The following is a 25,713-nucleotide window of genomic DNA, read 5'->3' as shown; positions in this document are numbered from 1 at the left end:
ACTTTTTTCAGTCCGTCGGGTTTTGTACGCCTAAGAGCAGGGCAAGTTCGTTCGTTCGATTGGCGACGAGATCGGCAATCGTGTAACGGTCGAGCACTTGAAAGAACGCCAGCATCGCCTCATTCAACACACTTCGTAAGTCACAGGCCGGTGCGATCACACATCGACCTTCCCCGAAGCATTCCACGAGCTCGAGCGGTTCCATCGTTCGAACAACCTCGCCTACATTGATGTCTTCCATCGGGCGCGCGAGACGGAACCCGCCACCACGGCCACGAACCGACTCCAAGTATCCATGTTTGCCAAGCTCGTATACGACTTTCATGACATGATTTTTGGAGATTTTGTATTGGTCTGCCACTTCTTGAATCGTGACCAGCCGATGCGAAAACGTGGCGCTATACATCAACGTCCGTAGTGCGTAGTCACACGTTTGCGTGAGTCTCATCCATCATCACCTCTTTTTCCATTGTACAAGACAACGTTTAAAAGTGCGATTCGAACAAATGTGAAAGGGTGATGGCAGAAATGAGTCGGAATCGTGAAATCTGTTTTAAAGAAGTATTTCATATATTGATTTAAGGTGATTAGACTCACATAATGAACGTGTACGAAACAAAAGGGGGATAAACACATGTTAGATCAACAAACGATTGAGGTTGTAAAAGCGACGGCGCCTGTTTTGAAAGAACATGGTGTGACGATTACGAAGCATTTTTATCAACGAATGTTTGAACAAAATCCAGAAGTACGTCACTTCTTCAACCATACGAACCAAAAACGAGGACGCCAACCGGAGGCACTTGCGAACGCGGTCTATGCGGCTGCCCTTCATATCGACCGGCTCGAAGCGATTCTTCCTGCCATTCAACCGGCACTCCATAAACATAAGAGTTTGAATATCCGCCCAGAACATTATCCAATCGTCGGTGAAAACTTACTTGGAGCGATTCAAGACGTCCTCGGAGAAGCGGCAACACCAGACATCATCGACGCATGGGCGAAAGCGTATGGCGTGATTGCAGACGTCTTCATCTCGCTCGAGAAACAGATGTATGATGACGCACCGTGGATCGGCTTTAAATCGTTCATCATCGAAGAAATCATTGAAGACACACCGGAAGTGAAGCGCTTCCGTCTCGTTGCGAAAGATGGAGTCGTCGGTACAGCCATCCCAGGACAATACATCTCGGTTCAAGCGCGAATCGTTGGCGAGGACATCTTGCACCACCGCCAATATAGTGTCATCGATACGACAGAGAACGGGTACTGGATTGCACCGAAACAAGAAGGGCTCGTTTCGAACTGGCTCCATGAACAGACGGTTGGTACCGAAATTCCGGTGAGCGCACCGGCAGGAGAATTCATTCTTGAAGCATCAGATCGTCCGCTTACACTGATTGCGGGAGGGATTGGCATTACACCGCTCTTCAATATGGCGAAGACGGCACTCGGACAAGGGCGTTCCGTCACATTGTTGCATGCTGTTCGGAGTATGGATCTTCGTCCACTCGGCGAAGAACTCGACGAACTCGAGAAAGAAGGACTTCACCTCATCACACACGTGGATGACGTATCGGGTTGCATGAATGAATCACACCTTGAGGCACTCGATGTCGAAGGACATGATGTCTATACGTGCGGACCAAATGCGATGATGGAGACGGTTGTACGTGTGATTCCTCAGGCACGATATGAATTTTTCGGACCGTCTGCTGTACTCGCGACCAACTAAAAAAGACGACTAGAAAAAGTCGTCTTGATGCACAACGTAGGTTATTCCGTGAGTTCACTTGAATGCATGACTTGTTTGTTGGCATCCAACGTTTCAAGCGACCACATACCATCTGATCGTTTTGTTGTTTCGATGACGTATGTCATAGCATAACCTTAATTGTCGGGATCGTTGACGAGAAAGTCTTTTGAGACATCGTCGCCGTTCAACCGTAAATAAACGACATCTTCCGGGCGCTCTTTTAGATGGACGGCGATATATTCGGTTTCTCCGTCTTCAAGCACAACAAAATCGAACGGTTCGTCCGGTGTCACTTGTTTAGTGACAGACCCTAAGTACCCTGTCGTGACATCAATCTCGGCTAGACCGATGACGGAGCGATCTTCATTTGTGTAAAAAGAGAGAATAGACTGTTCCATGTTATGAATCTCAAAATTGTACCAGTCATTCATCGTGATATAACGGTTCAGTTCTTTTTGGGCATTTTCGTATGACTTGTCAGTCTGAATGTTAGTGTACGTATACAGTCCGACGCCGACTGCGATAGCGACGACGATGAGACTGGAGACGATCGTGAGTAGGATGATTCGTTTGGACATGACTCTTCCTCCAATCTGTTATAAATAGAGACACCCCATGCCTCGCGAATGCGTGCATGGGGTGTTTGAATTAGTACGTCAAGCTCGCGGCGACGATGATGCCGACGACGAGTGATGCGGCGAACAAGCTGAAACCGATCGCCATGTTGCCGTTCTCGACTTCTTTTTCTAAGTTCACGCCAGGCGTGAGGACATATTCAAACGTCCAGAACGCTAATACTTGAGCGACAATCCCGACGAGTCCCCAGATGAATGCGTCGAGTAAGTTGACGCTGTTCGCCCAAACCGTATAGATGACGATGGCGAGTCCGAGCGCTTTCCCCCAAAGTTTCAAGGCGACGGCCATGTTGCCTTCTTTGATTAACTTACGTTCCGAATATTTGGTCGTCAGGGCGAAGATGATGAGTCCCGCGAAAATGAGACCGAATCCTGTCCCGAGGTGGGCGAGGAAGCTTAAGATTGAATCGAGTGTGATGAATGTCATGAGTTCGTCTCCTTTTGTGTAGGTGTGCCAACGGCTAAGTAGTAAGATTGGTTGTTCGTGATCATGCTACCGGCGCGGACGCCGAGTGCGGACGGATGTCCGTTCAAGCAAAAACATCCGATCATAAAATGTGTCTCGACGCGACCTTTGACGGTCGTCGTCATCCGTGTCGGAAGTTCGATGAACTGTTGGTACACGGCTGTTTCTTCCGCATACGTTTGTAGTGCTTCGCGGTGAAACGGTTGGCCGTCTTTCGTGTACAAGATGACGGAGTCCCCTTCACGTCCGAACGCTGGCTTTTTGACGTAATCCGATTCGCCGAGAAACGGTATGTCTTCTAAGTAAGTCGGTAAAAAATAGGTTCCGATGATGTCGCGCTCGGCTTCATCGAACAATGTCTCGGTCTCATACAATTCCCAAATCAAGGCTTGTACGCCTTTCGACTGCATGAGAAAAGCAGAGAGTGGGTTGAGTAACGACACATGCTTTTGCAGGTTCAGTTCGAGTAACCGAATGCCGATCAAGTCTCCGTCTGCTGCTCGGTCGTCCACAAGGTGCTCAATCGGATACGTTTGACGATACAAGATGTCGATCCGTTCGCCCGATGGCGTGTAGACACCGTCTTCGTCGACGAGTAAAGCGTGCAACGGTACGAATTCAGACGGTAAGTCGAGCGTTTCTTGAAGAAAGCGCGCCGTCCATTTGTCTTCTATGTTGTCGTCATGTGCCGTAAAGACGATTTTTGGTGTGCCTTCTCGTCCGAGTCGTTTCCATGCGGCGACGATTGCCTTGCGCAGTTCGGTTTTCAGTTGAGCGGTCGCTTCCCTGTTCGGGTCGAGGAGACCAAACTCGGAAGCGACTACGCCGTTCACGTCAAACAGTTCCTTAATGAACGTCGGTGTGTCCGCATTGAACTCCATCAATTTGAGTTGACCGTCTTTCATGATCCAGTCGTAACGACCGATGATTGTCTCTTGCGGGATTGTCTTCTCCCGTAAAAAAGGGAGACTCGCCTCGGGGTAACCGAGTAGTCGGAGCGTCTCGTCCGGTAGCGTACGCAACAATTGATTCGTCTTCCGAAAAATCGAATCAACCGCCTCGGTCGCTTCTCGAATCGAGTCAACCTGCGAGGCGGTCATTTCGAAACAGTCATATAGGGCATATTCTTCATCGTTTAAATCGGGCCAAAAATAAGGGATTTGACTGTAAAGTTCGTCACGCGTCATCCGCCAAATCCACCTTTAGAGCCGCTGCCGAGTCCAGATTTTGACGATCCTGAATTAGAACCGTTCGATACGGCACCGGTCGCACCACCGTTAGCTTTATACGTCTTATATGACGAAGAGCTCTTCAATGCATTTTTTGAGCGGAATAGACTACCGAGTAAGAAATAGCTGCCATAGTGAGGAGAACGGTCGTCATCGCAATAATACGACTCAGTCTCGTCATCCCAGTCCCAATCGTCACATTCGTAGCCGGTCGGTTCTTCCGGGAGTGCTGCCTCTTCATATTCGTCCCCACCACATGCGGCAAGGGAAGTGGTCAAGACTGCGACCGATAGTCCGCTTAAAATTTTCTTGCTTGTCTTCATGTTGATTCCTCCAATTCATAACCCGTCGGTGTGACATAGATGACGTACACACCACGATCTTCATCTGTTTCTGCTGAATCCCGCTCATACTCTTTGCCGGCGACATACAGGTACTGGCTCCCGAGCATGGCGAGCGCATCGAGGTGACGGTCGACGTAATAGGCTTCGAGCAGCGGGTTGTCAAATCGGTCGTCAAGCGTACGGATCTCGACTTTGATCTCACTCGTTTCATGTTTGTCCATCGGTCCTTCTGTGTAACGGTCGACGTAAATCAAGAAGTATTGATCGCCTTCTAGGGCGGACGAGCGTTGTTTGTATGTCATGCCGTCTTTGACGAAAAACTCACATTCGCGACGGGCCAGCACTTCGTCTAATCCGAGAGACGTGTAATGATATAGCGGTTCGAACGATAATTCATTTTTATAGAGACGATACTCTAAGACGATTGAGTTCATATGTCAGTCCTTCCTTTTTTCTTCTTATACGGAATCACGATCAAAATGGTTTCGTGAATCTTTTTGTAGATACGTTTAGTATATAAGAGAGAAGGAGGGGGAAACAGTGCATATCTTATTTCGTTTGTGGAAAGGGTTAGCGAAATTATCATTTTTGAATGTCGTCTTGGCGTCGGTTGGCATCATCATCCTAGGAACCGTACTCGGTTATTGGTTAGAGCCAGAGACGTTCGGGTCATTATTTGATTCATTCTGGTGGACGATGACGACGCTGACGACCGTCGGATATGGAGATTTTTATCCATCCTCCGTGGCAGGGCGATGGCTCGGAATTTTCTTGTTCCTATTCGGGATTGGGATTATCGGGGCATTGATTGGAAAATTAGTTGAAATCGGCGCGACGTTTCAACGGTTAAAACGGGAGGGAAGACTAGTGTATCGTGGAGAAGGACATTATGTGTATATCGGGTGGTCCCCGAAAACGAAGAAAGCAATTGATGAAGTACTTAACTACGAACCGAAAGCGGAAATCGTCTTGATTGATCAGTTGATCGAAGAGCCGTACGTGCACGATCAAGTGCACTTCGTTTCAGGGGATGCCTCAGATGAAGCGGTCTTATTGCAGGCGAACGTCCTGAAAGCACGACGCGTCGCCATTTTTGCGGATGCGCGCATCACGGAAACATTACTCGCCGATGGAAAATCGCTTTTGATCGCCTCAGCGGTCGAGGCGCTGTCCTCTGAACATCAAGTGGATTTGCACACGGTCGTTGAAGTGTGTGAAGAACGAAATATCTCGAAATTCAAACACGTCCGCGTCGACGATTTTATTTTGGCGAACGACTCAGTCTCCCTCTTAATGGCAAAAGCGACGTTACAGCCAGGGACGACGGCGATTTTCCGTCAATTGTTAAGCAAACAGTCAGGCGGGAACATCCAAGCGTTGAAACCAAAAATCGAGTGGCAAAATGTTCGGCAAGCGAACACGGCTTTACTTGAATCAGGGGTGACACTCATCGCGGTCAATGACCGATTAGATGTGGCGACGATGCTCGATTTGCCGCTACAAGACACAGACATGCTCTATGTCGTCTGTCATGACGATGTATTTGAACGATTATCATAAGGAGTGAAACCATGCATAACGGAACGTTTATCCGAAAGATGACACGCATGCAAAACGTGCAACGATGGGACGAATATGCCCCTCATTATCATGATAACGCAGCGAGTCATAGCTTTCGTGTCGCGGTCTTCAGCTTGATCGCGGCTTATGTGGAAAAAGAGAACGGGCGTGACGTCGACTTGCTCGATTTGCTCGGGAAAGCTATTTTCCACGACATGAATGAAGTACAGACCGGTCCAATCATGCACCGGACGAAAAAAGAGCCGACCTTGATCGGTCACATCGAACGCATGGAACGGACAGCGAGCCTCGGTCTTGTGGAGTTGCTGTCACAGTCGTTACGTCCTCACTTCCACCGTTTTGTTGTCGAGGCGGAAGATGACTCGTTCGAAGGACGGATTGTCGACGGAATTGATTCTTTCGATGCGATGCTGTTCGTGCGACGGGAAGTCGCCCATGGCTCTCCTCATTTCGATGACAAGTTAGAAGAGATGAAAGCCGCTCTCCGTCATCATCCGATTGATTCGGTCCGTTGGCTGTTCGACCAGGTCGAGGCAGAGACCGATGTGTTACGCTTCATCGAGAACGTCATGCGGATGGACAGTGTCCGTCGTTGGAAAGGGCGCTTCAATACGATTGACGACAACGATGCGATTCATGGTTTTCGGGCAGCAGCGCTCGGTATGTTCAGCGGACTCCTAGAGCGTGAAAAGTATGATGTTGACGTCGATGTCGCCGAACTCGTGGCACGTCTTCTTTGTCACGACTTAGTCGAAGGGGTGACCGGAGATGTGCTCGGACCGGTCAAGCATTCGACACAAGAGACGGGAGCGGCATTTGAGGCGTACGAACGGGCAGAGAGTGAACGTCTTCTCGGGCTGTTGCCGGCATATATGCAGCCGGCGTTCCGTCGATACATGGCTGATTCGAAAGATGACACGTATGAAGGGATGCTCGTCGACATGATGGATAAACTCGATGCCCTCATCAAGATGAACATGGAGCGGAAGATGAACGGGGCCGAGTATGAGGTCACATATCGCGAACAACTCCGTAAAGTCCAGATGCGTTATGAGAACCCGAGTATGATTTTCTTCTTGGCCTATATTTTGCACGATCTAGATTACGTCACAAGTTGATGAATAGGCGGATGGCACAAGCCATCCGTCTTTGTTTCGTTCAACTGAACTATTCAAATGAAAAATAGTTAGGGAGAGAGAACTGTTTTTGGACATCGGTCTATGCAACAAAATCAAAATCCTTCACAATAATTTATGCAAGCGCTTTCATTATTTAATTGAGGAGGAATGAATGATGTTGAAGAAACGACAAGGGATTGCCGTGCTGGCTGGCGTGACATCGATTGCACTGCTTTCGGGGCAACCGGTCGCACAAGCGGCAACTCCACAGAACGGTACGATGATGCAATACTTTGAATGGTATGTCCCGAACGACGGGCTTCATTGGAACCGTCTCTCGAATGATTCACAGCACTTGAAAGACATCGGCATCTCCACGGTTTGGATTCCACCGGCATATAAAGGGACGTCTCAAAATGATGTCGGATACGGGGCCTATGATTTGTATGATTTAGGAGAGTTCAATCAAAAAGGGACGACACGAACGAAGTATGGAACAAAAGCGCAGCTACAGTCGGCCATCTCCAACTTACGCGGAAAAGGGATTGGCGTATACGGGGATGTGGTCATGAACCATAAGGGCGGAGCGGATTATACCGAGTCCGTTCAAGCTGTCGAGGTCAATCCTTCTAACCGGAATCAGGAGACATCTGGGGAATATTCGATTTCTGCCTGGACGGGATTCAATTTTGCAGGCCGCAACAATACATACTCGCCGTTCAAGTGGCGTTGGTATCACTTTGACGGGACCGATTGGGATCAGTCACGGAGTTTGAGCCGAATCTACAAATTCAAGAGTACGGGTAAAGCGTGGGACAGTGAAGTGTCCGGGGAGAACGGAAACTATGACTACTTGATGTACGCCGATGTCGATTTCGAGCATCCAGAAGTGCGACAAGAGATGAAAAACTGGGGGAAATGGTACGCGGATTCGCTCGGTCTCGATGGATTCCGTCTCGATGCGGTCAAACATATTAATCATTCGTACTTGAAAGAGTGGGTGACAAGCGTCCGTCAGACGACAGGGAAAGAGATGTTCACCGTCGCGGAGTATTGGAAAAACGACCTTGGGGCCATCAATGATTACTTGGCGAAGACGGGCTATACTCACTCGGTATTCGATGTACCGCTCCACTACAACTTCCAAGCGGCAGGGAACGGCGGCGGTTACTATGACATGCGCAACATTCTAAAAGGAACGGTCGTCGAGCAGCATCCGACACTCGCCGTCACCATTGTCGATAACCATGACTCACAACCTGGGCAATCACTCGAGTCGACGGTTGCCAATTGGTTCAAACCGCTCGCCTATGCGACAATCATGACACGCGGTCAAGGATACCCGACACTCTTCTACGGGGATTATTATGGGACGAAGGGGACGACAAACCGTGAAATTCCGAACATGTCAGGGTCTCTTCAACCGATTTTGAAAGCGCGTAAAGACTTTGCCTATGGCACACAACATGACTACATCAACCACCAAGACGTCATCGGTTGGACACGTGAAGGTGTGACAGACCGTGCGAAGTCAGGTCTTGCGACGATTTTGTCGGACGGACCGGGTGGCTCGAAATGGATGTATGTCGGGAAGCAGAACGCGGGAGAAGTATGGAAAGACATGACCGGCAACAATGGTCGTCTCGTGACAATCAACGCGGACGGTTGGGGCGAGTTCTTCGTCAACGGCGGCTCGGTTTCCATCTATACACAACAATAAATCCATCAGACTTGTCTCATCTAAAAATGAGATAAGTCTTTTTTCTGAATTTTCACCACATATTTTTTATACGTGATATAATGACCTAGTGTTAATTCTTGATAGGGAGGACTTTCCAATCCATGAATTCACATTGAACAACGTTGGTTGTTGGTTTCATTTATATTTTTGCGTTGTGACGCTGTTGAATTCAAGGAGGTTGTTATGAGTAAAGAAAAGATTGCCCAATTAAGAAAGCACGTCTCGCCGTTTGAAAAGTCCGATATCCGGATCAGTGTGCGGCAGATGATCAATACGATTTTACCGTTTCTCGTATCATGGTTTTTAGCGTATCAACTATTGAGTGTCTCGATTTTCCTGACATTACCGTTCACGTTGATTGCGGCAGGATTTGTTGTGCGGATGTTCATTATCTTCCATGACTGCACACACGGTTCGTTCTTCAAAAATAAGAAGGCGAACGCGATTGTCGGAACCATTACAGGAATCTTGACGTTATTCCCGTACGAGAAGTGGAAGCGAGAGCATGCGATTCATCATGCGTCGAGCGGAAACTTGGATAAACGAGGCGTTGGGGACATCTGGGTCATGACGATTGAGGAGTACATCGAAGCCTCGAAATGGACGCGATTGAAGTATCGCCTATATCGTCATCCGCTCGTCATGTTCGGTCTTGGACCGCTCTGGCTCATTCTCGTGACGAGCCGCTTCAATCGAAAAGACGCCCGTAAGAAAGAACGCCAAAACACATATATCATTAATCTCTCACTCGTCGTGTTATACAGCGCGTTGATTTATGTCATCGGATGGCAAGCTTTCCTCATTGTTCAAGGTACGACGATGTTCATCGCTGGTGTGCTTGGGATTTGGTTGTTCTATGTCCAGCACACGTTTGAAGATTCATACTTCGAAGATGAGCAGGAGTGGGACTACGTGAAGGCTGCAATCGAAGGAAGCTCGTATTATGAATTGCCGAAAGTGCTTCAATGGGTGACCGGAAATATTGGTTTCCATCACGTCCACCATTTGAGCCCGCGTGTCCCGAACTATCATTTGGAGAAGGCACATACGTCGACACCGCCGTTACAACGGGCGACGACGATCGGACTGTTTTCAAGTTTGAAATCGTTACGTTACAAATTGTATGATGCGAACAACAAAACATTCGTCACGTTCCGAGAAGTGCGCCATCTGTTGCGCCGAACGAACGCGGCATAAAAAAAGATTGTCCCCGTCAAAAGGGACAATCTTTTTAGCGTTTCCAGACCCATTCATCACTCTCATACTTCTTAATGAGCAAGTCGATTTCGGATTGCTGTTCTTCTGTGAAGACGAGCGGTTCGAACGTCAACGAGAAGGCTTCTTTGAAGCCGGTCTCGAATGCGGCCGCTACTTCGTCAAAGGAGACGAAGCGCTGTAACGTATCGTTCAAGGCGACGGCTTTTTCGCTGAACCGACTTTTGGCTTCACGTTTTTCGTGCTCCTCCATCGCGAAACAGTCGAACAATACCTCATCGTCGACAGAAAGAGGGATGGATCCATGTTGCAAGACGGCGCCTTGGTGGCGCACTTGTGCACTGCCTGCAATCTTTTTCCCGTCGACGGCCAGCTCATAATAGGAGGCGGCATCGAAGCAGACGGCTGATTTCGGTTTGCGCAGTGCCTCACGGTCCTCTTCTGTCAACGGCACCGAAAACTCGGCCGGTACACCGAGCTCGTGGTAACCGCGACGGACTCCTTCCGTGAGCAACCGATAGCTCTCGATGATATTCGTTGGGAGGGCCGGTGTCGATTCGGGCAAGATGACGCTATACGTCAGCTCATCGGCGTGCAACACAGCGCGTCCCCCGGTCAGGCGACGGACGACCGGAATGTTGTTCTTCGTGAGGGCGTCACGGTCCAAGTCACGCGTCGCCCGTTGGAAACGTCCAACGCTGACCGCATGAGGTGCCCATGAATAAAAACGAAGCGTCGGTTTGAGTTCTCCCTTCGCGACCCAGTTGGCGATGGCTTCGTCAATCGCCATGTTTTCAGCCGGTGAAGTGGATTCAGTTCTAAGTAAGTGCCACGTCGTACCAGTCATAATCTCTCTTCTTTCTATTAGTCGATTGGCAACATCGTGTGGCGACGCGCCTTGTGTACTTGTTCATCCGCATGGTAAGACGAGCGGACAAGCGGACCTGCCTCACAATGTGAGAATCCTTTCGATAGTGCAATCTCTTTCAACTCAGCGAACTCGTCCGGGTGGTAGTAACGTTCCACCTCGAGGTGCTTCTTCGTCGGTTGCAAGTATTGACCGAGTGTCAAGATGTCGACGTTGTGTGCGCGGAGGTCATCCATCGCTTCAATTAATTCCTCTTTCGTCTCTCCGAGTCCGACCATGATTGACGACTTCGTCGGAATATCCGGATTCAATTCTTTTGAGCGTTTCAAGAATTCGAGTGTGCGTTCGTATGTCGCTTTGGCCCGGACTCTCGGTGTGAGGCGGCGAACCGTCTCTAAGTTATGGTTCATGATGTCAGGACCCGCATCAATCAACGTCTGCAAGGCAGAGAAGTCACCCATCATGTCAGACGGGAGCACTTCGATCGATGTCTCTGGATTCATGGCACGGACGGCACGAACCGTTTCTGCGAAGACGGAAGCCCCGTAATCATTCAAGTCATCACGGGCGACGGCAGTGATGACGACGTGCTTCAAGTTCATGAGGCGTACGGATTCGGCGACGCGCTTTGGCTCTTCCCAATCGAGCTCGTTCGGTTTACCGGTCGTGACGGCACAAAAACGGCAGGCACGTGTACAAATACTTCCTAAAATCATGAACGTCGCGGTCCGACGTACCGCCCAACATTCATGAATGTTCGGACACTTGGCTTCCTCACATACTGTATGTAGATTTTTTTCGCGCATCATCTTCTTCAGACCGGTATACGTGTCGTTCGTGTTTAATTTAATCTTTAACCATTCCGGCTTTCGTTTCAGTTCCCCTCTTGCCACAATAATTTCCCCCTTTTTGAAAGTTAACCTGTATCGAATTGAGTTTACCAAAAAAAGAATCAAAAACGAACCACGGAAATTATTGGTTTTGCCAATACAGTTTTCTGTGTATCAAAACAGAAACATTGTTTCAAAATGGTTACGCTTTCAAGTGAGTCATTGTTTCTGAAAAATGGAGTTGCTATACTGTTGTTGACCACCTGAATAAGAACCAAATGTAACTGATACGATCAGGCATGGGGTGAACGAGCGTTGATGAGGCAACGCTTCTTCCTCCATGCCTTTTCGTTTGGGGGTCAGTCAAATTGGACTAAGGGGAGTGGGGAACATGAACAAGGCATTGAACTGGACAGCAACACTCGGATTGACGACGGCACTACTCGTTTCATCGATTCCGGCAGCGGATGCGGTCGTGGCAGAAGGGACGCCGATGATGTCGATTGACCAGCGCGTCAACACGAAGCTAGAATCGATGACGCTCGAACAAAAAATCGGGCAGATGATCATGCCGGATTTCCGACTCTGGAACGGGGCAAATCATACATCTCTTGCACCGGAAGTGGCGCGTGTGATTGATCGTTTTGATCTCGGTGGCGTGATTCTGTTTGCGGAGAACGTGAAGGAGACGGAACAGACGACGAAACTCGTTCACGACTTACAGGAAGTCGTGAAGCAAGACGACAGTAACGACATTCCGCTATTTGTCACGATCGACCAAGAAGGGGGTATCGTGACGCGTCTTGGGACAGGGACGAACTTACCAGGAAATATGGCAATCGGGGCGACTCGTAACAGTCAATATGCGTATGACGCTGGAAACATCATCGGTTCTGAATTGAACGCACTCGGGGTAAACGTGAACTTCGGACCGGTACTCGACGTCAACAACAATCCAGGAAACCCTGTCATCGGGGTCCGTTCATTCTCGAGCGACCCTGAACTAGTCGGCGAACTCGGGTCAGCGATGACACAAGGCATTCAAGACCAAGGTGTCGCGGCGACGGCGAAACATTTCCCGGGTCATGGGGATACGGCAGTCGACTCACACTATGGACTACCAATTGTCGATAAGTCGCTCGACGAATTGCGTGGACTCGAGTTGTTGCCGTTCAAACGTGCCATCACGGAAGGGATCGACATGATCATGACGGCACATATCGGCATGCCGCAAATCGAAGATGAGGTCGTCGAGTCGGATCGTGGGACGTTCCCACTCCCAGCGACGCTCTCGGACGATGTCATCACGGGAGTGCTACGTGAGGAACTCGGATATGACGGGATTGTTGTGACCGACGCGCTCAATATGCAGGCCATCTCCGATAACTTTACGGAAGCAGAAGCAGTCATCAAGACGTTTGAAGCGGGCGTCGATATCGCCCTGATGCCAACGATTTTGCGTTCGGAAGCAGACGTAATCAAACTCGAAGCCATCTTTGATGAAGTCATCGAAGCCGTTAAGGATGGGCGTTTATCAGAGGCGACTATCGATGAGTCGGTCGAACGTATTTTAAAATTGAAGGCAGAGCGCGGCATTTGGGGAGAGACGATTGACTCGACGACGCTCGAGGCGAAGCTTACAGAAGCGAACGCAGTCGTAGGTAGTGCGGAGCATAAAGCGAAAGAGCGTGAAATCGCAGAAGCAGCCGTCACACTTGTGAAGAATGAGGACAAGACACTCCCGTTTAAACCGAAAAAAGGGGACACGGTGCTCGTCTTGTCACCAGCAAAAGATCAGACGGACAGTATGGTGAAGACATTTAAGTCGCTTGAGAAGAACGCTGGGAATATGAAAGGCGTGAACGTCATCACGGCCAACTATTCGGCGTCAACGCCACACTTAACGCAAAATCCGGCACTTCAGCAAAAAGTCGAGGCAGCCGATTACATCATCGTCGGTTCGAACGTGAACAACAGCGCGAAATTGAAACCGACATCAGCCGATCATTACGTACCGGCTGAGGTGTTCCGTTACGCCAACGAGACAGGGAAGAAGTCGGTCTTGCTCAGCTTGCGTAACCCATACGATGTCGCCGTTCAGACGGATGCTCCAGCGCAACTCTTGATCTATGGATTCAAAGGTGATCCGAACGGACCGGACTCAGAAGCAGGGAACCTGAAATCGGCCGGACCGAACTTGCCGGCGGGCATTCGTGCCATTTTCGGTGAAGTGAAGCCACAAGGGAAGTTGCCGGTAGACGTACCGAAATTTGTGGACGGTGTGTTCCAAGACGAGAACTATGCACAGTTTGGAGACGGATTTACGAACTGGAATCGCTAAATGAAAATGAGCTCACCCGATGGCGGGGAGCTCATTTTTTTATGCCTCGAAATAGGCGATGACGAGTAGACCTGGACCGGTATGGGCACCGATGGCAGAGCCGACAAGTGTTTTCGTGACGTGTTTCGGTTGAACATGCTCAAGGACCATCTTCTCGAACTGTTCCGCTTTTCCAAGGTCGTCACCGTGACCGATGAAAAGATCCCCATTCTCGACGAGTGGCTTCGATTCCATCGTCCATTCGACCATACGGCGCATGACCTTTTTATGACCACGTACCTTTTCAATCGGGACGAGTTTCCCGTCCTCGACCGTCAGTAACGGCAGAATCGTTAACAAGTCACCGATAAAGGCACTCGCTTTCGAGACACGTCCACCCCGCATCAAGTATTCGAGTGACTCGACCGTGAACAAGTGACGAATCTTTCCGACGAGTGAAGCAGCATACTCACTTGTTTCTTCATACGTATGGTCTTGTCCGTACTCTGCGACCGTCTTGACGAACAATGCCTGTCCGACCGAAGCCGTTCGCGTATCGAGAATCTGGAATGTGCTATCTGGATACTCCTCTTTGAGCATCTCACCGACCATGACAGCCGTTTGGTAAGTACCGGAGAGTTCTCCGGAGAAAGCAAGGTATAAAAACGGGATTTCGGCTTCAAGATGTTCACGGAAACAATGCTCGATTCGCGACGCCTCGATTTGGAACGTCTTCGGTGTCTTGCCTTGACGCATCGCATCGTACACGTCTTTCGGTTGAATCGTCTCCCCGTCTAAAAACTCTTCGTTGTCGATGATGACACCGAGCGGTAAAATCTCAAGACCGTACTCGATGATTTGATCGTGTGTCAAATCGGCCCCGGTGTCTGTGATCAGTTTAAACATTGGATGAATCACTCCTCTGTTAATTGTTGTTCAATCTCGCGTAATGGCTCGTTCCGTTTCCACATTCGTTCGAGCTGGCTCACGAGTGTCGTTTGTTCTTCAGCCGTCAGTGACGCGTTTTGGAGCGTGCTAACAGTGGAAAGGACGCGGTAGGCCCGTGTAAGAACATCTTGAACCGTGAGAGGAATGCCGAGCAAGTCTTCTAACGACGCCATCGTTTCCGGTACAATGGTCGGGTATGTGAACTTGGTTGCCTCCCCTTGGATGGCCAAATCATAAAAGTCTCGAATGATTTCGGCCCGTTCGCTCCCGCTCTGTCTTACGCTCAAGTAAATTTGAACGGCGACACCGCCACGGACGCGTCGTTGCGAAATACCGGCGAACTTTTTGCCGTCAATCGACAAGTCGAAACTTCCCGGACAGTACGAGCCGACGATTTCACCTGGGACGATGTCGTTCGTGACGTCTTGGAACATGTGTTGGATGAGGGAAGTCATGGCCTCATAGCCGCTGTCGATTTGAATGCCGTCATTCTCGGGTAAGATTAAAGATAAGTTCAGGACATCCTCGTCGAGGACGACAGCGAGTCCGCCCGAGTTCCGGACGACCGGTCGGAAGCCGCGCTCGTGCAAATACCGGACTCCATCTTTTAAATGAGGTAACCTTGCATCTTGAATTCCGAGTACAATCGTATTCGTGTGCACCCATGCGCGCAAGACAGCGCCTGATTGTTGGGTCGAAGCACATAACGTGTCATCCGTCGCGAACGATTGTTCCGCTTGAAACATCGTGCCAAGGCTCGATTGGTCAATCACACGATAGCTCGGTTGTTTTAATAATGGATGGATCATATACTTAATTCCTTTTCACAAATAATTTTCCTTCTCATTATAGCATGGAGGGAACGATTCGTTTGAAGTCGAATCTAGAACATAACGAAATGTAGGAGGGCATGTCATGTACTCGTCACGAGGACAATTATCTGGGTCAAAAGTGTTTAAAGACCCGGTACACCGTTATATTTATGTCTACGATCATCTTATTTGGGAACTGATCAACACGAAAGAGTTTCAGCGTTTGCGTCGCATTAAACAGCTCGGGACGTCCTTTTTGACGTTCCACGGCGCAGAGCACACGCGCTTCCATCATTCTCTCGGCGTATATGAAATCGCGCGCCAGTTGATTGATCAGTTTCAACAATATCCGGAATGGGATGACCGCGACCGTGAACTATTGTTAGCGGCGGCGCTCTTGCACGATGTCGGTCACGGCCCATTCTCGCACGCGTTCGAACACGTCTTCTCTGTTCGACATGAAGTGTGGACCGAGCGAATCATTTTAGGCGATACCGAGGTCAACCAAGTGTTGTCGGAGATGGGTGTCGGGTTCGCAGAAGAGGTGGCCTCCATCATCAACAAGACGCACCCGAACCGCTTGATCGTCAATATGCTCAGTTCGCAGCTCGACGTCGATCGGATGGATTATCTATTACGTGATGCGCACTTTGCGGGTGTCAGTTATGGAAAATTTGATTTGGAACGCATGTTGCGTGTCCTTAGACCAGATGAGGACCAAGTCGTCGTCAAACAGTCGGGAATGCATACGATTGAAGATTACATCATGCGTCGCTATCAAATGTATTGGCAAGTGTACCTTCACCCGGCGACGCGTTCGAGCGATCTCCTCTTGAAAGCGATTCTTGAGCGGGCGCAGGAACTACATGAGAGCGGCTATGAATTCAAGATGCTGCCGAAACATTTCTTACCCATCTTTGAGCAAAACAACATGTCGCTTGAACAATATTTGAAGTTGGACGAGACGGTCGTCTACTTCTATTTCCAGGAGTGGATGGAGGAAGACGACGCGATTCTAGCCGATTTATCGAGCCGTTTCGTGAATCGTCGTTTATTGAAATATAAAAACTTCCCGGAAGCGAACCGCGTCCGCTATATGGAACGGTTGCGTCAGACGATGGAAGGCATCGGACTTCCGCCGAAATACTACTTGCTCGAAGATCAGTTGAGTCAGTTGCCGTATGATTTGTACAAAGGGCAGGGCAAGTATGAAGGCATTTATCTTCAGATGAACGATGGGGAACGGAAAGAAATTTCGGAAGTGTCGATGCTCGTCCAGTCGATTTTGAACTCGAGACAATCGGATGAAAAAATTTATTATCCAGAAGATGTGTTACTGAACTTAAGGGATCATGCGAATGAAAAATCGTGGCTCTTGTCGACATTGAAATCCGAATAACCCGAAAAGGGGCGTGACACGATGGAGATTGCGACACTGATTGGTGGCATCGGGATTTTTTTACTCGGGATGACGTTACTCACAGACACGCTCAAAAAATGGGCCGGTACACGACTACGTCATCGGTTGAACCAATTCACCGATGGCTCGTTGTCGGGGGCAACACTTGGCGCGATGTTGACGGCTTTATTTCAATCCTCTACCGTCACGACATTGATGACGATTGGTTTTGTGAGCGCAGGATTGATCACGTTCACGCAAGCATTGCCGCTCGTTATCGGGGCGAACGTGGGTAGCGCGACGACCGGATGGATCATCGCCGTCCTTGGTTATAACGTTGACGTACGTCAAGTGTTCTTGCCGCTCATTGGGCTCGGGATGGCACTTCGTCTCTCAGGACCACGTCTACGACGAATCGGACTATTGTTCGTCAGTGTCGGTCTGATTTTTGTCGGGATTGGGACGCTACAGGAGGCGATGCAAGATGTAGTCACGTTCTCGTTCGGACTAAGCGGGGCGATGAGTTTTCCTCAACAGGCGTTCCTTATTGGCATCGGGTTTGCGATGACGGTTGTCCTTCAGTCGTCGACGATTGGGCTCGTCTTAACGATGACGGCTCTTGCGACCGCCGCGATTTCACTTCCGCAAGCCGCTTTTTTGGTACTCGGTCAAAGTGCTGGGACGAGTCTTGTCGTGGCACTCGGTTCAATTGGAGGCTGGAAGTCGGCCCGACGCATCGTATTGGGGCATGCGATCTACCACGTGTCCATCGTCCTCATCGGATGGCTGACGTTCCCCGTTCTCTTCTTTGTCGTCAATCGGGTAGCCGATTGGTTCAACTGGAACGACTTGTTACGCCTCGCCTTATTCCATACGACGTTCCATGTGTTAGGCGTCCTCTTGTTCCTACCATTTTATCAGTCGTTCGCAAGGCGCTTACTAAAATGGATCCCGAGCCGAGCAGAAAAACTGACACGTCTGCTCGACAAGAACATGTCCCAACTCCCGACGGTCGCCCTTGAGGCGGCGCGGCGATCTTTACTCGAGATTGAACGCTATTTAGGGAACGAGACTGAGTTGCTCGTCCGGGAGGGACGTCTCCGGGAAGATGAGTTGACGCTCGTCGACAAGACGCTGAGCGATGTCCGCGTCTTTTTGAGTACGATTCGTCTAGACGATGTCGGAAAGCAAAATGACTACGGGCAACACTTGTCCCTCCTGCATACAATCGACCATCTCGAACGGTGGTTGTACGTATTGCGAGAAATCGAACCGGTCCAGTCACTGCGGGACACGGACTTTTTAGCGGCGCGGGAACTCGTCTTGCACGAACTCGATCTCGTTCATCAATTGAATCATCATACGCCACCGGAAGACTCGAAGATGTGGAAACAGGCGTCAAAACAGTTGGCGGAATATCGGAAGGCGCATCGATCTGAGCTGCTTGAAGAAACAGCGGCGAATCAGTTGGAGATGGACCAGACGATTCAAAAAGTACAAGTATTGCTGTGGCTTGACCGTATCGGTTACCACATTTGGCGGGCAACACGGCACTTGATTAAGCCGACTGTGCCGAGTGAACGGTTCGAAGTGAACCGAGAAGACTAAACTAGAAATGGAGGAGTGGAAATGGCGACATGGGTGACTCACTTTCGTATCGCGGAGCGGATTCTCGAGACGGATTCCGCATTTGAGCGTATACCTTTTTTAGTAGGAAATATCGGTCCAGACTGTGGGTTGGTCGGAGCTGATGAACGTCCTGAACCACCGAAAACCATCACGCATTTCAAAACAGAGAACGGGATCTCTTCTGATTTGTTCAAACAGACGTATTTAGATGGAGGGATCACAAAATCGAATACAGAATGGTCTTATTTAGTCGGTTACTATTTTCATCTGGTCACAGACGAATATTGGGTGCGGTTGACCCGCGCGAAAAAAGAAGAACCGATTGTACAGGCAATCGTCGGGACACCAGACTATACTCGTTTAGTCAAAACGGACTGGTATGGGATTGACTTTGAGTATTTGGCAAAACATCCGAATCATATCTTTTGGACGGATTTTTGTCACATTGACTCGTTCGAAGACGTCTTACCGTTCTTCCCACAAGGACAAACGGGACAACAAATTCAAAACATCACGACCTTCTATAAAACACATCCGTTTGACCCACAGCATGAATATGTATATATGTCACCTGAAGAGGTCGATGATTTCATTGAAGAGGTTCTTTGTGGGCTACAAGCGAAAATTCAAGAAGTTCAACGAATACATATTTGACGTGGTGCTTAGACGAAAAAACGGACCCCGATTCAAGGAGTCCGTTCGTTACTTATTTCTTGTCCGCGTGCATGACGCCGGCTTGACCGTAGTGCGTCGCATCCATCTCTTCGATGAAGACGGTGATGTTCTCTTTTGGAGCGTTCGTCGTCTCGGAGACGGCGTCCGTCACTTTTTCAATTAATGCGCGTTTTTGTTCCACGGTACGGCCCGGGAGCATTTTTACTGTTACGTAAGGCATGGGTCATTCCTCCTTTGCTGAAGTCTCTTTCATTGTAGTGAATCCGCTTCACCGAGAAAAGAAAAATTCTCGTCCACCTCAAAGCTTGCGCTCACTTTTTCGACATTTCGGGTAAGGAACAAGACAGAGCGAATGTAGGAGGAATGAAGATGAAGTGGAAAGGTAGACAACAGAGTCGTAACGTCGAGGACCGACGAGGGCGCAGCATCGGAGGAAAAGGGATTGCCGGGGTCGGGGGTGGTCTCGGATTGATTCTCGTCATCGTCTTTACGTTATTGAATGGGGGAAGCCCGACCGACCTTGTCAACAATATCGGACTAGGCGAGCCGCAAACTGAAGGAACATACACCGGTACGGAGCGAGAAGAGGAGATGGCGGACTTTGTGGCGGTCGTCTTGAAAGACACGGAGGAAGTATGGACGGATATTTTTGCAGAGAACGGCATGACGTACCAAGAACCGACGCTCGTCCTGTTCTCGGGACAAGTTGAATCCGCTTGTGGCATCGCCGGGTCGGCGGTCGGCCCCTTCTACTGTCCGGGTGATCAAAAGCTGTACATTGATTTAAGTTTCTATGATGAGCTGAGTCAGCGTTTCAATGCGCCGGGTGATTTTGCGATGGCATACGTCGTCGCCCATGAGGTCGGGCACCATGTCCAGACGCTTCTCGGAACGACAGAAGAGATTATGCCGCTTCGGAATGAGATGAGCGAGACTGAATTCAATCGCTATCTCGTCCGTTTCGAGTTACAGGCGGACTACTACGCAGGCGTATGGGCACATCACGCGCAAGGACTCGGTTACCTCGAAGCAGGGGACGTCGAAGAAGCGATGAATGCAGCTCACCAGATCGGTGACGACACGTTACAACGTCAGGCGCGTGGATACGTGACGCCGGACTCGTTTACGCATGGAACGTCGGAACAGCGGATGCGCTGGTTCGAGAGAGGCTTTGAGAACGGGTCGATTCAAGGTGGGGATACGTTCAATACGAACAACTTATAGGTCGGGCGCACGCTCGACCTTTTTAGCCGGTTGGAATATGAGGAAAGAATCCGCTATCATAAAAGAACAACAGTTGCAGGAAGGGGATGACCCGATGGAATCCTTACTTACGAAAATTGATTTAGCAAAAGACGATATGACGGCGGTTGAAAAGAAAATCGCGGACTATATCTTGTCCCATTCAACGCTCATTCCAAATATGACGACGAAAGAACTTGCCCAAAAGACGGATGTGTCCGAAGCGAGTATCGTCCGTTTTGCCCGTGTGGTCGGGATTGATAGCTTTAAAGCATTTAAGCTTGCGCTCGTGAAAGACCTGGCCGTCACCGAAACGACATTGACGGACTTCAACGTTCTCCAGCAAAAGGATACGCCGTACGATTCGTTTCAAAAAGTCATCCATGTGAATAAAGCGGCCATCGAGGCGTGTGCCGAAGCGATGGACAAACGGGAGCTCGAACATGCGGTGGACATATTTGCCCGCGCGAATCGTGTCGTCTTTTATGGGGTTGGTGGATCATCGACCGCGGCCATCGATGCACACTATAAATTCACGAAGCTCGGGTATGCGGCTACGACATCGTCGGACTTTCATTATATGTTGTCGTTGATTCCGCATTTAGGAAAATCAGACGTATTCGTCGCCATCAGCACGTCGGGACGGACGAAAGATGTGCTCGAACTCGTTCGTTTCGCCAAGAAGAAACGTGTGCCCGTCATCGCCATTACGAACTTGGACAAGTCGCCACTTTATCGGGAAGCGGACGTACGCCTTTGCACGCCGAACGTCGAGAGCGATTTCCGAATTGCGAGCATCGCCTCACGGATGACGCAACTGACGATTGTCGATACGTTATATATGGGTCTCTTGCATCGAAAAGGAGAAGGCTTGATTGATCGCTATGCGGAAGCGCGAGATGAGATGGTGAAGTTACGCCGATGATTCGACCGTATTCGAAAGAAAATCGCAAGGAGTTGGAAAACTTCTTGGTGAGGCAACATACCTTCGCTCGCTTGAATGGACAGTCCGTTGAGGAGTTTTGCGACGAGAATGTGGCGGATTTTGAAGAGGACGGCACCGTCAGTCTGATTATTCGTGAAGATGAACGGATCGTCGCCATCGCGGACCTATTAAAACGACATCCCGTGGACGGTTCGCTTTGGCTCGGATTGTTTGTCGTCGAGGAAACCCTTCACGGGACGGGCTTGGCGCAAACGTTATATGAACAAGTGGAAGAAGAGTATATGCGCCCCTATCAGACGGTGTTTCGATTAGGTGTCCTTCCGAACAATCTGCGCGCTCGTCGGTTTTGGGAGCGGAACGGCTATGTATACGAAAAGGATTCTACTACGAATAAGGGTGTGCGCGTTCATGTCCTGAAGAAACAACTCATTCGACCGGAGTGAGTTTTTCTTTCGTAAATTATGAAATTAAATTTCAAAAATAATTAATAATAAATTGACTTTAAATTTCAGTATAGTACGATGAAATCATAGAGAAGAAAGGATGGTGGCGATGCTAGAAAAATTGGCTACAGAAAGACGGAATGAACGAACGATGCAACTAGATGAGATGTCGATTGAGGAGCGATTGATGATCATGAACAGTGAGGATCAACAAGTTCCGCAAGTGATTCAACATCAAATTTCAATCATCGCGCAAGTCGTGGAACGGGTTATCGCATCCTTTCGTAAAGGCGGGCGCTTGATTTATATCGGGGCGGGTACGAGTGGACGTTTAGGCATTTTAGACGCCGCAGAGTGCGTACCGACGTTCGGGGTGTCCCCGGATCAGGTCATCGGGTTGATTGCCGGTGGCGAGCGTGCGCTCATTCAAGCGGTCGAGGGAGCGGAAGACAGCAAGGAATTGGCAGTCGATGATTTGAAAGCGCTTCAACTGGCGGCGGACGACACGGTCATTGGGATTGCGGCGAGCGGACGGACGCCATATGTGATCGGAGGTCTCGATTATGCGCGGGAAGTTGGGGCAACCACTGCGGCCATCTCCTGTAATCAAGACGCGGTCATCAGTCGCCATGCAGACTATGCCATTGAAGTGGAGACAGGACCGGAAGTGTTGACCGGTTCGACACGATTGAAGGCAGGAACGGCACAAAAATTGGTCCTCAACATGATTTCGACGACGTCGATGATTGGAGTAGGCAAAGTGTATCAAAACTTGATGGTCGACGTGAAACCGACGAACGAAAAATTAGAAGTACGTGCCAAGCGGATGATTGCAGAAGCGACAGGGGTCGACATGGAAACGGCCGCGCGTTATTTTGCGTCATCTAAAGGACATGTCAAAACAGCAATCGTCATGATTCTGGCGGACGTCTCTTACGAAGAAGCCATCACACGATTAGAGCGTGCGAACGGGTTTGTCCGCGAGGCGCTATAAGGGGGAAATCGAGATGAAGAAAGAAGAGGTTTTAGCACGGGACATCCTCGCACATGTCGGGGGGAAAGAGAACATTCGTCAACTCGCTCACTGTATGACGCGTGTCCGTTTGTCGTTGAAGGATCCGACCAAAGCCGATCTTGACGCCTTGAAGAAGATTGATGGCGTCATGGGGGTCATCGATGATGAGACGCTACAAATCGTCGTCGGTCCGGGAACGGTGAATCGGGTCGCGGATTATATGAGTCATGAAACGGGTCTCGCGATCGGAGAAGAGTCCGTGGACACGAACTTGACGCCAGAGGAACGCGCAGCGGTCGAGCGTCAAAAAGTAAAAGAGAAGCAAAAGTCACCGTTCAAACGATTCCTTCGTCGACTCGGGAATATCTTCATCCCGCTCATTCCGGGTCTCGTCGCTTCAGGAATCATCAACGGTGCGGCGAACTTTGCTGTCAACGCCGGCGTCGACCGGACGGAGACGTGGATGCAGATTTTACTCGTCCTCGGTAGCACAGTCTTCGCATACTTAGCCATCCTCGTTGGGTGGAACACGGCGAAAGAGTTCGGGGGGACACCGGTGCTCGGAGCGATTGCCGGGGGGATTCTGTTCAACCCGCTCCTCGCGGACATCGTGATTTATGGGGAACCGCTCGTCGTCGGACGCGGTGGCTTGTTCGGTGTCATTTTTGCCGGTTGGCTCATGACGTATATCGAGAAGCACATTCGTCGCTTCATGCCGGTATCGATCGATATTATCTTCACACCACTCTTTACGGTCCTCATCGTCGGATTTACAGCACTCTATGCGATCATGCCGGTCGCGGGCGTATTGTCAGATGGGATCATGCGAGGCATCAATGCGACGCTTGAAGTCGGGGGACCCGTCGCCGGGGCACTTTTGGCCGGTTTCTTCTTACCACTCGTCATGGTCGGGTTACACCATGGTTTGACGCCGATTCATTTAGAATTGCTGAATACGGTCGGGACGACGGCGCTTCTTCCAATCTTGGCGATGGCAGGTGCCGGTCAAGTCGGTGCAGCCCTTGCAATCTTTGTGAAGACAAGCAACCCGCGACTCCGTAATATTATTAAAGGGGCCATCCCGGTCGGTTTCCTCGGAATCGGCGAACCGCTCCTTTACGGGGTCACGCTTCCGCTCGGACGTCCGTTCTTAACAGCTTGTCTCGGCGCCGCGGTCGGTGGTGCCTTCCAAGCAACGATGAAGACGGCTGCACTTGGCATTGGTGTATCGGGTCTATCCCTTACGCCGCTGATTGATGACGGGATGTACTTGACGTATGTCGCCGGACTATTGATTTCGTATACGGCAGGCTTCCTGTTCACTTATTTCTTCGGCTTCAAAGAAGAGATGGCGGATGGGATTTGACAAACAAAGATGGCTCGGTCGAGTCATCTTTTTCTATACGTTTTGTGAGGAGGGAAATAGATGAGAGGGATTTCCGTTTACTTAAGTGAGGAACTGACGTCTGCGTCTATTGATTGGATCGAACGCATGCGAGAGAGCGGGTTCACGAGCATTTTCACGTCGCTTCATATTCCAGAAGACGATTCGACGTTATATACAGGACGACTCCAGCAGTTAGGAGAATTGGCAAGACGTCTGGAGATGGAACTCGTGGCAGACATCGCCCCGTCGTCTCTTCAGGCGCTCGGTAAAGGCTGGGATGATGCCCATACATTGCTAGAGTGGGGCGTCACAGGGTTACGTGTCGACTATGGCGTCACACCGAAACAAGTGGCCGACTTGTCACGACATATGATGGTCGCACTCAATGCCAGTACGCTCACGGAAACAGAGTTTGAAGAGATGGTGCGGCAGGGGTTACAGCGTGACCACGTCGAAGCGTGGCATAACTTTTATCCGCGACCTGAGACGGGACTCGACCGCTCCTGGTTTGACGAGAGAAACGCGTGGTTACGTGCGCAAGGAATCAAGGTACAAGCGTTCATCCCTGGAGATGAACAATTGCGTGGACCTCTTCATGAGACGTTGCCGACACTCGAGGAGCATCGGCATCAGTCTCCACTTTCGTGTTATATCGATTTACAAGCGACAGTCGACCGAATTTTGATTGGTGACCCGCGCGTGTCCAATCAGGCGATGCGACAATTTCAGGCGTACGATGAAGGGATCATCCTCCTTCGTGCGACTTCAGAGTATCGTGTCGATTCATTACCGACACTGCATACGAATCGAATGGACCCGGCCCGGGATGTCATCCGTTCGGTCGAATCGAGAGCTTACGGACGACCAGGGGACCATTTGATCCAACCGAAAAACACAGAAGAACGACTGATTGGCAGCATTACGATGGATAACGAACGATACGGGCGTTATGCGGGTGAACTTCAAGTGACGAAGCGGGATTTGCCGGCAGATGAACGGGTCAACGTCATCGGTCGGGTCATTGAAATGGACGGCACGCTCGTTCAACATATCGGACCAGGTGGACGATTCCAAATTGATTGGATGTGACTCAGGATTGCCACCGTCCTATATC

General features: G+C 49.9%; 26 protein-coding genes. 15 read left to right on the top strand and 11 right to left on the bottom strand.

Annotated features, from left to right (window positions below):
- Positions 1 to 7: 7 nt before the first annotated feature.
- On the bottom strand, positions 8 to 448 hold the full coding sequence (locus tag KNO92_RS01585) for an RrF2 family transcriptional regulator (protein WP_214694713.1): 441 nt from the start codon (positions 446 to 448) through the stop codon (positions 8 to 10).
- Positions 449 to 634: 186 nt separating this feature from the next.
- On the opposite strand from KNO92_RS01585, the gene KNO92_RS01580 reads away from it, so the two are divergent.
- Entirely contained in the window at positions 635 to 1,735 is a 1,101-nt protein-coding gene (locus KNO92_RS01580) for a globin domain-containing protein (protein WP_214759831.1), read from the top strand.
- A gap of 155 nt (positions 1,736 to 1,890) precedes the next feature.
- On the opposite strand, the gene KNO92_RS01575 is transcribed toward KNO92_RS01580, so the two are convergent.
- The 5 genes from KNO92_RS01575 to KNO92_RS01555 all read right to left on the bottom strand — a co-directional run bounded on the left by KNO92_RS01575 (position 1,891) and on the right by KNO92_RS01555 (position 4,864).
- Positions 1,891 to 2,334, bottom strand: a complete 444-nt coding sequence (locus tag KNO92_RS01575; protein ID WP_214759829.1) for a hypothetical protein — start codon at positions 2,332 to 2,334, stop codon at positions 1,891 to 1,893.
- A 70-nt stretch (positions 2,335 to 2,404) separates the two neighbouring features.
- The gene (locus KNO92_RS01570) at positions 2,405 to 2,818 is read right to left on the bottom strand and encodes a DUF350 domain-containing protein (RefSeq protein WP_214759827.1); all 414 of its coding nucleotides are present in this window, start codon (positions 2,816 to 2,818) and stop codon (positions 2,405 to 2,407) included.
- On the bottom strand, positions 2,815 to 4,044 hold the full coding sequence (locus KNO92_RS01565; RefSeq protein WP_214694707.1) for a glutathionylspermidine synthase family protein: 1,230 nt from the start codon (positions 4,042 to 4,044) through the stop codon (positions 2,815 to 2,817). The genes KNO92_RS01570 and KNO92_RS01565 overlap by 4 nt, the downstream gene beginning before the upstream one ends.
- Positions 4,041 to 4,409, bottom strand: coding sequence for a hypothetical protein (locus KNO92_RS01560; protein WP_012727458.1), 369 nt, complete (start codon positions 4,407 to 4,409; stop codon positions 4,041 to 4,043). The genes KNO92_RS01565 and KNO92_RS01560 overlap by 4 nt, the downstream gene beginning before the upstream one ends.
- The gene (locus KNO92_RS01555) at positions 4,406 to 4,864 is read right to left on the bottom strand and encodes a hypothetical protein (RefSeq protein ID WP_214694705.1); all 459 of its coding nucleotides are present in this window, start codon (positions 4,862 to 4,864) and stop codon (positions 4,406 to 4,408) included. Before KNO92_RS01555 ends, KNO92_RS01560 begins: the two co-directional genes overlap by 4 nt.
- 106 nt (positions 4,865 to 4,970) lie before the next feature.
- On the opposite strand from KNO92_RS01555, the gene KNO92_RS01550 reads away from it, so the two are divergent.
- From KNO92_RS01550 to desA, 4 genes are all read left to right on the top strand, one after another.
- Positions 4,971 to 5,990, top strand: coding sequence for an ion channel (locus KNO92_RS01550; protein ID WP_214759826.1), 1,020 nt, complete (start codon positions 4,971 to 4,973; stop codon positions 5,988 to 5,990).
- A gap of 11 nt (positions 5,991 to 6,001) precedes the next feature.
- The gene (locus tag KNO92_RS01545) at positions 6,002 to 7,129 is read left to right on the top strand and encodes a YfbR-like 5'-deoxynucleotidase (RefSeq protein WP_214694701.1); all 1,128 of its coding nucleotides are present in this window, start codon (positions 6,002 to 6,004) and stop codon (positions 7,127 to 7,129) included.
- A gap of 178 nt (positions 7,130 to 7,307) precedes the next feature.
- Positions 7,308 to 8,849, top strand: a complete 1,542-nt coding sequence (amyS, locus tag KNO92_RS01540) for an alpha-amylase (protein WP_483297446.1) — start codon at positions 7,308 to 7,310, stop codon at positions 8,847 to 8,849.
- Positions 8,850 to 9,053: 204 nt separating this feature from the next.
- Positions 9,054 to 10,067, top strand: a complete 1,014-nt coding sequence (desA, locus tag KNO92_RS01535; RefSeq protein WP_074035721.1) for a Delta(5) desaturase DesA — start codon at positions 9,054 to 9,056, stop codon at positions 10,065 to 10,067.
- 34 nt (positions 10,068 to 10,101) lie between these two features.
- Here the strand turns inward: desA and KNO92_RS01530 are convergent, their stop codons facing one another.
- Both KNO92_RS01530 and lipA read right to left on the bottom strand, forming a co-directional pair.
- The gene (locus tag KNO92_RS01530) at positions 10,102 to 10,932 is read right to left on the bottom strand and encodes a lipoate--protein ligase family protein (RefSeq protein ID WP_214759824.1); all 831 of its coding nucleotides are present in this window, start codon (positions 10,930 to 10,932) and stop codon (positions 10,102 to 10,104) included.
- Positions 10,933 to 10,949: 17 nt separating this feature from the next.
- Positions 10,950 to 11,852 carry a lipoyl synthase gene (gene lipA, locus KNO92_RS01525; protein WP_353047384.1) on the bottom strand — a complete coding sequence of 301 codons (903 nt, stop codon included), beginning with the start codon at positions 11,850 to 11,852 and terminating at the stop codon, positions 10,950 to 10,952.
- Between the two features lie 322 nt (positions 11,853 to 12,174).
- Here lipA and KNO92_RS01520 point away from each other — a divergent pair, with 322 nt between their 5' ends.
- Entirely contained in the window at positions 12,175 to 14,124 is a 1,950-nt protein-coding gene (locus tag KNO92_RS01520) for a glycoside hydrolase family 3 protein (RefSeq protein WP_214759820.1), read from the top strand.
- Between the two features lie 39 nt (positions 14,125 to 14,163).
- Here the strand turns inward: KNO92_RS01520 and KNO92_RS01515 are convergent, their stop codons facing one another.
- Both KNO92_RS01515 and KNO92_RS01510 read right to left on the bottom strand, forming a co-directional pair.
- A complete protein-coding gene (locus KNO92_RS01515; RefSeq protein ID WP_214759819.1) occupies positions 14,164 to 15,009 on the bottom strand; it encodes a DegV family protein in 846 nt (281 codons plus the stop codon).
- An 8-nt stretch (positions 15,010 to 15,017) separates the two neighbouring features.
- Positions 15,018 to 15,860 carry a lipoate--protein ligase family protein gene (locus KNO92_RS01510; RefSeq protein WP_214759816.1) on the bottom strand — a complete coding sequence of 281 codons (843 nt, stop codon included), beginning with the start codon at positions 15,858 to 15,860 and terminating at the stop codon, positions 15,018 to 15,020.
- A gap of 106 nt (positions 15,861 to 15,966) precedes the next feature.
- Here KNO92_RS01510 and KNO92_RS01505 point away from each other — a divergent pair, with 106 nt between their 5' ends.
- Genes KNO92_RS01505 through KNO92_RS01495 form a run of 3 tightly spaced genes read left to right on the top strand, consistent with a single transcriptional unit; the run spans position 15,967 to position 19,545 of the window.
- Positions 15,967 to 17,262 carry an HD domain-containing protein gene (locus KNO92_RS01505; RefSeq protein ID WP_214759815.1) on the top strand — a complete coding sequence of 432 codons (1,296 nt, stop codon included), beginning with the start codon at positions 15,967 to 15,969 and terminating at the stop codon, positions 17,260 to 17,262.
- 21 nt (positions 17,263 to 17,283) lie between these two features.
- Positions 17,284 to 18,870 (top strand): Na/Pi cotransporter family protein, encoded by a 1,587-nt coding sequence (locus KNO92_RS01500; RefSeq protein WP_214759814.1) that lies wholly within the window; start codon positions 17,284 to 17,286, stop codon positions 18,868 to 18,870.
- A 21-nt stretch (positions 18,871 to 18,891) separates the two neighbouring features.
- Positions 18,892 to 19,545, top strand: a complete 654-nt coding sequence (locus KNO92_RS01495) for a hypothetical protein (protein WP_214694682.1) — start codon at positions 18,892 to 18,894, stop codon at positions 19,543 to 19,545.
- Positions 19,546 to 19,597: 52 nt separating this feature from the next.
- Here KNO92_RS01495 and KNO92_RS01490 read toward each other — a convergent pair whose 3' ends face one another.
- Complete coding sequence (locus KNO92_RS01490) at positions 19,598 to 19,786, bottom strand: 2-hydroxymuconate tautomerase (RefSeq protein WP_012727443.1); 189 nt, start codon at positions 19,784 to 19,786, stop codon at positions 19,598 to 19,600.
- Positions 19,787 to 19,935: 149 nt separating this feature from the next.
- On the opposite strand from KNO92_RS01490, the gene ypfJ reads away from it, so the two are divergent.
- The 6 genes from ypfJ (at position 19,936) to KNO92_RS01460 (ending at position 25,688) form a co-directional block, all read left to right on the top strand.
- On the top strand, positions 19,936 to 20,790 hold the full coding sequence (ypfJ, locus tag KNO92_RS01485; protein ID WP_214694680.1) for a KPN_02809 family neutral zinc metallopeptidase: 855 nt from the start codon (positions 19,936 to 19,938) through the stop codon (positions 20,788 to 20,790).
- 94 nt (positions 20,791 to 20,884) lie between these two features.
- Positions 20,885 to 21,733, top strand: coding sequence for a MurR/RpiR family transcriptional regulator (locus KNO92_RS01480; RefSeq protein WP_214759813.1), 849 nt, complete (start codon positions 20,885 to 20,887; stop codon positions 21,731 to 21,733).
- Positions 21,730 to 22,197 (top strand): GNAT family N-acetyltransferase, encoded by a 468-nt coding sequence (locus tag KNO92_RS01475; RefSeq protein WP_214759812.1) that lies wholly within the window; start codon positions 21,730 to 21,732, stop codon positions 22,195 to 22,197. Before KNO92_RS01480 ends, KNO92_RS01475 begins: the two co-directional genes overlap by 4 nt.
- Before the next feature lie 100 nt (positions 22,198 to 22,297).
- Positions 22,298 to 23,191 carry an N-acetylmuramic acid 6-phosphate etherase gene (gene murQ / locus KNO92_RS01470; RefSeq protein ID WP_214759809.1) on the top strand — a complete coding sequence of 298 codons (894 nt, stop codon included), beginning with the start codon at positions 22,298 to 22,300 and terminating at the stop codon, positions 23,189 to 23,191.
- A gap of 13 nt (positions 23,192 to 23,204) precedes the next feature.
- A complete protein-coding gene (locus tag KNO92_RS01465; RefSeq protein WP_214759806.1) occupies positions 23,205 to 24,578 on the top strand; it encodes a PTS transporter subunit EIIC in 1,374 nt (457 codons plus the stop codon).
- A gap of 60 nt (positions 24,579 to 24,638) precedes the next feature.
- On the top strand, positions 24,639 to 25,688 hold the full coding sequence (locus KNO92_RS01460) for a DUF871 domain-containing protein (RefSeq protein ID WP_214759805.1): 1,050 nt from the start codon (positions 24,639 to 24,641) through the stop codon (positions 25,686 to 25,688).
- The last annotated feature ends 25 nt before the right edge of the window (positions 25,689 to 25,713 follow it).

The sequence above is a fragment of the Exiguobacterium sp. s129 genome (assembly GCF_018617585.1).
Classification (GTDB): domain Bacteria; phylum Bacillota; class Bacilli; order Exiguobacteriales; family Exiguobacteriaceae; genus Exiguobacterium; species Exiguobacterium aestuarii_A.
The sequence above is the reverse complement of the archived record's forward strand: the minus strand, read 5'-3'. Positions and strand labels throughout refer to the sequence as shown.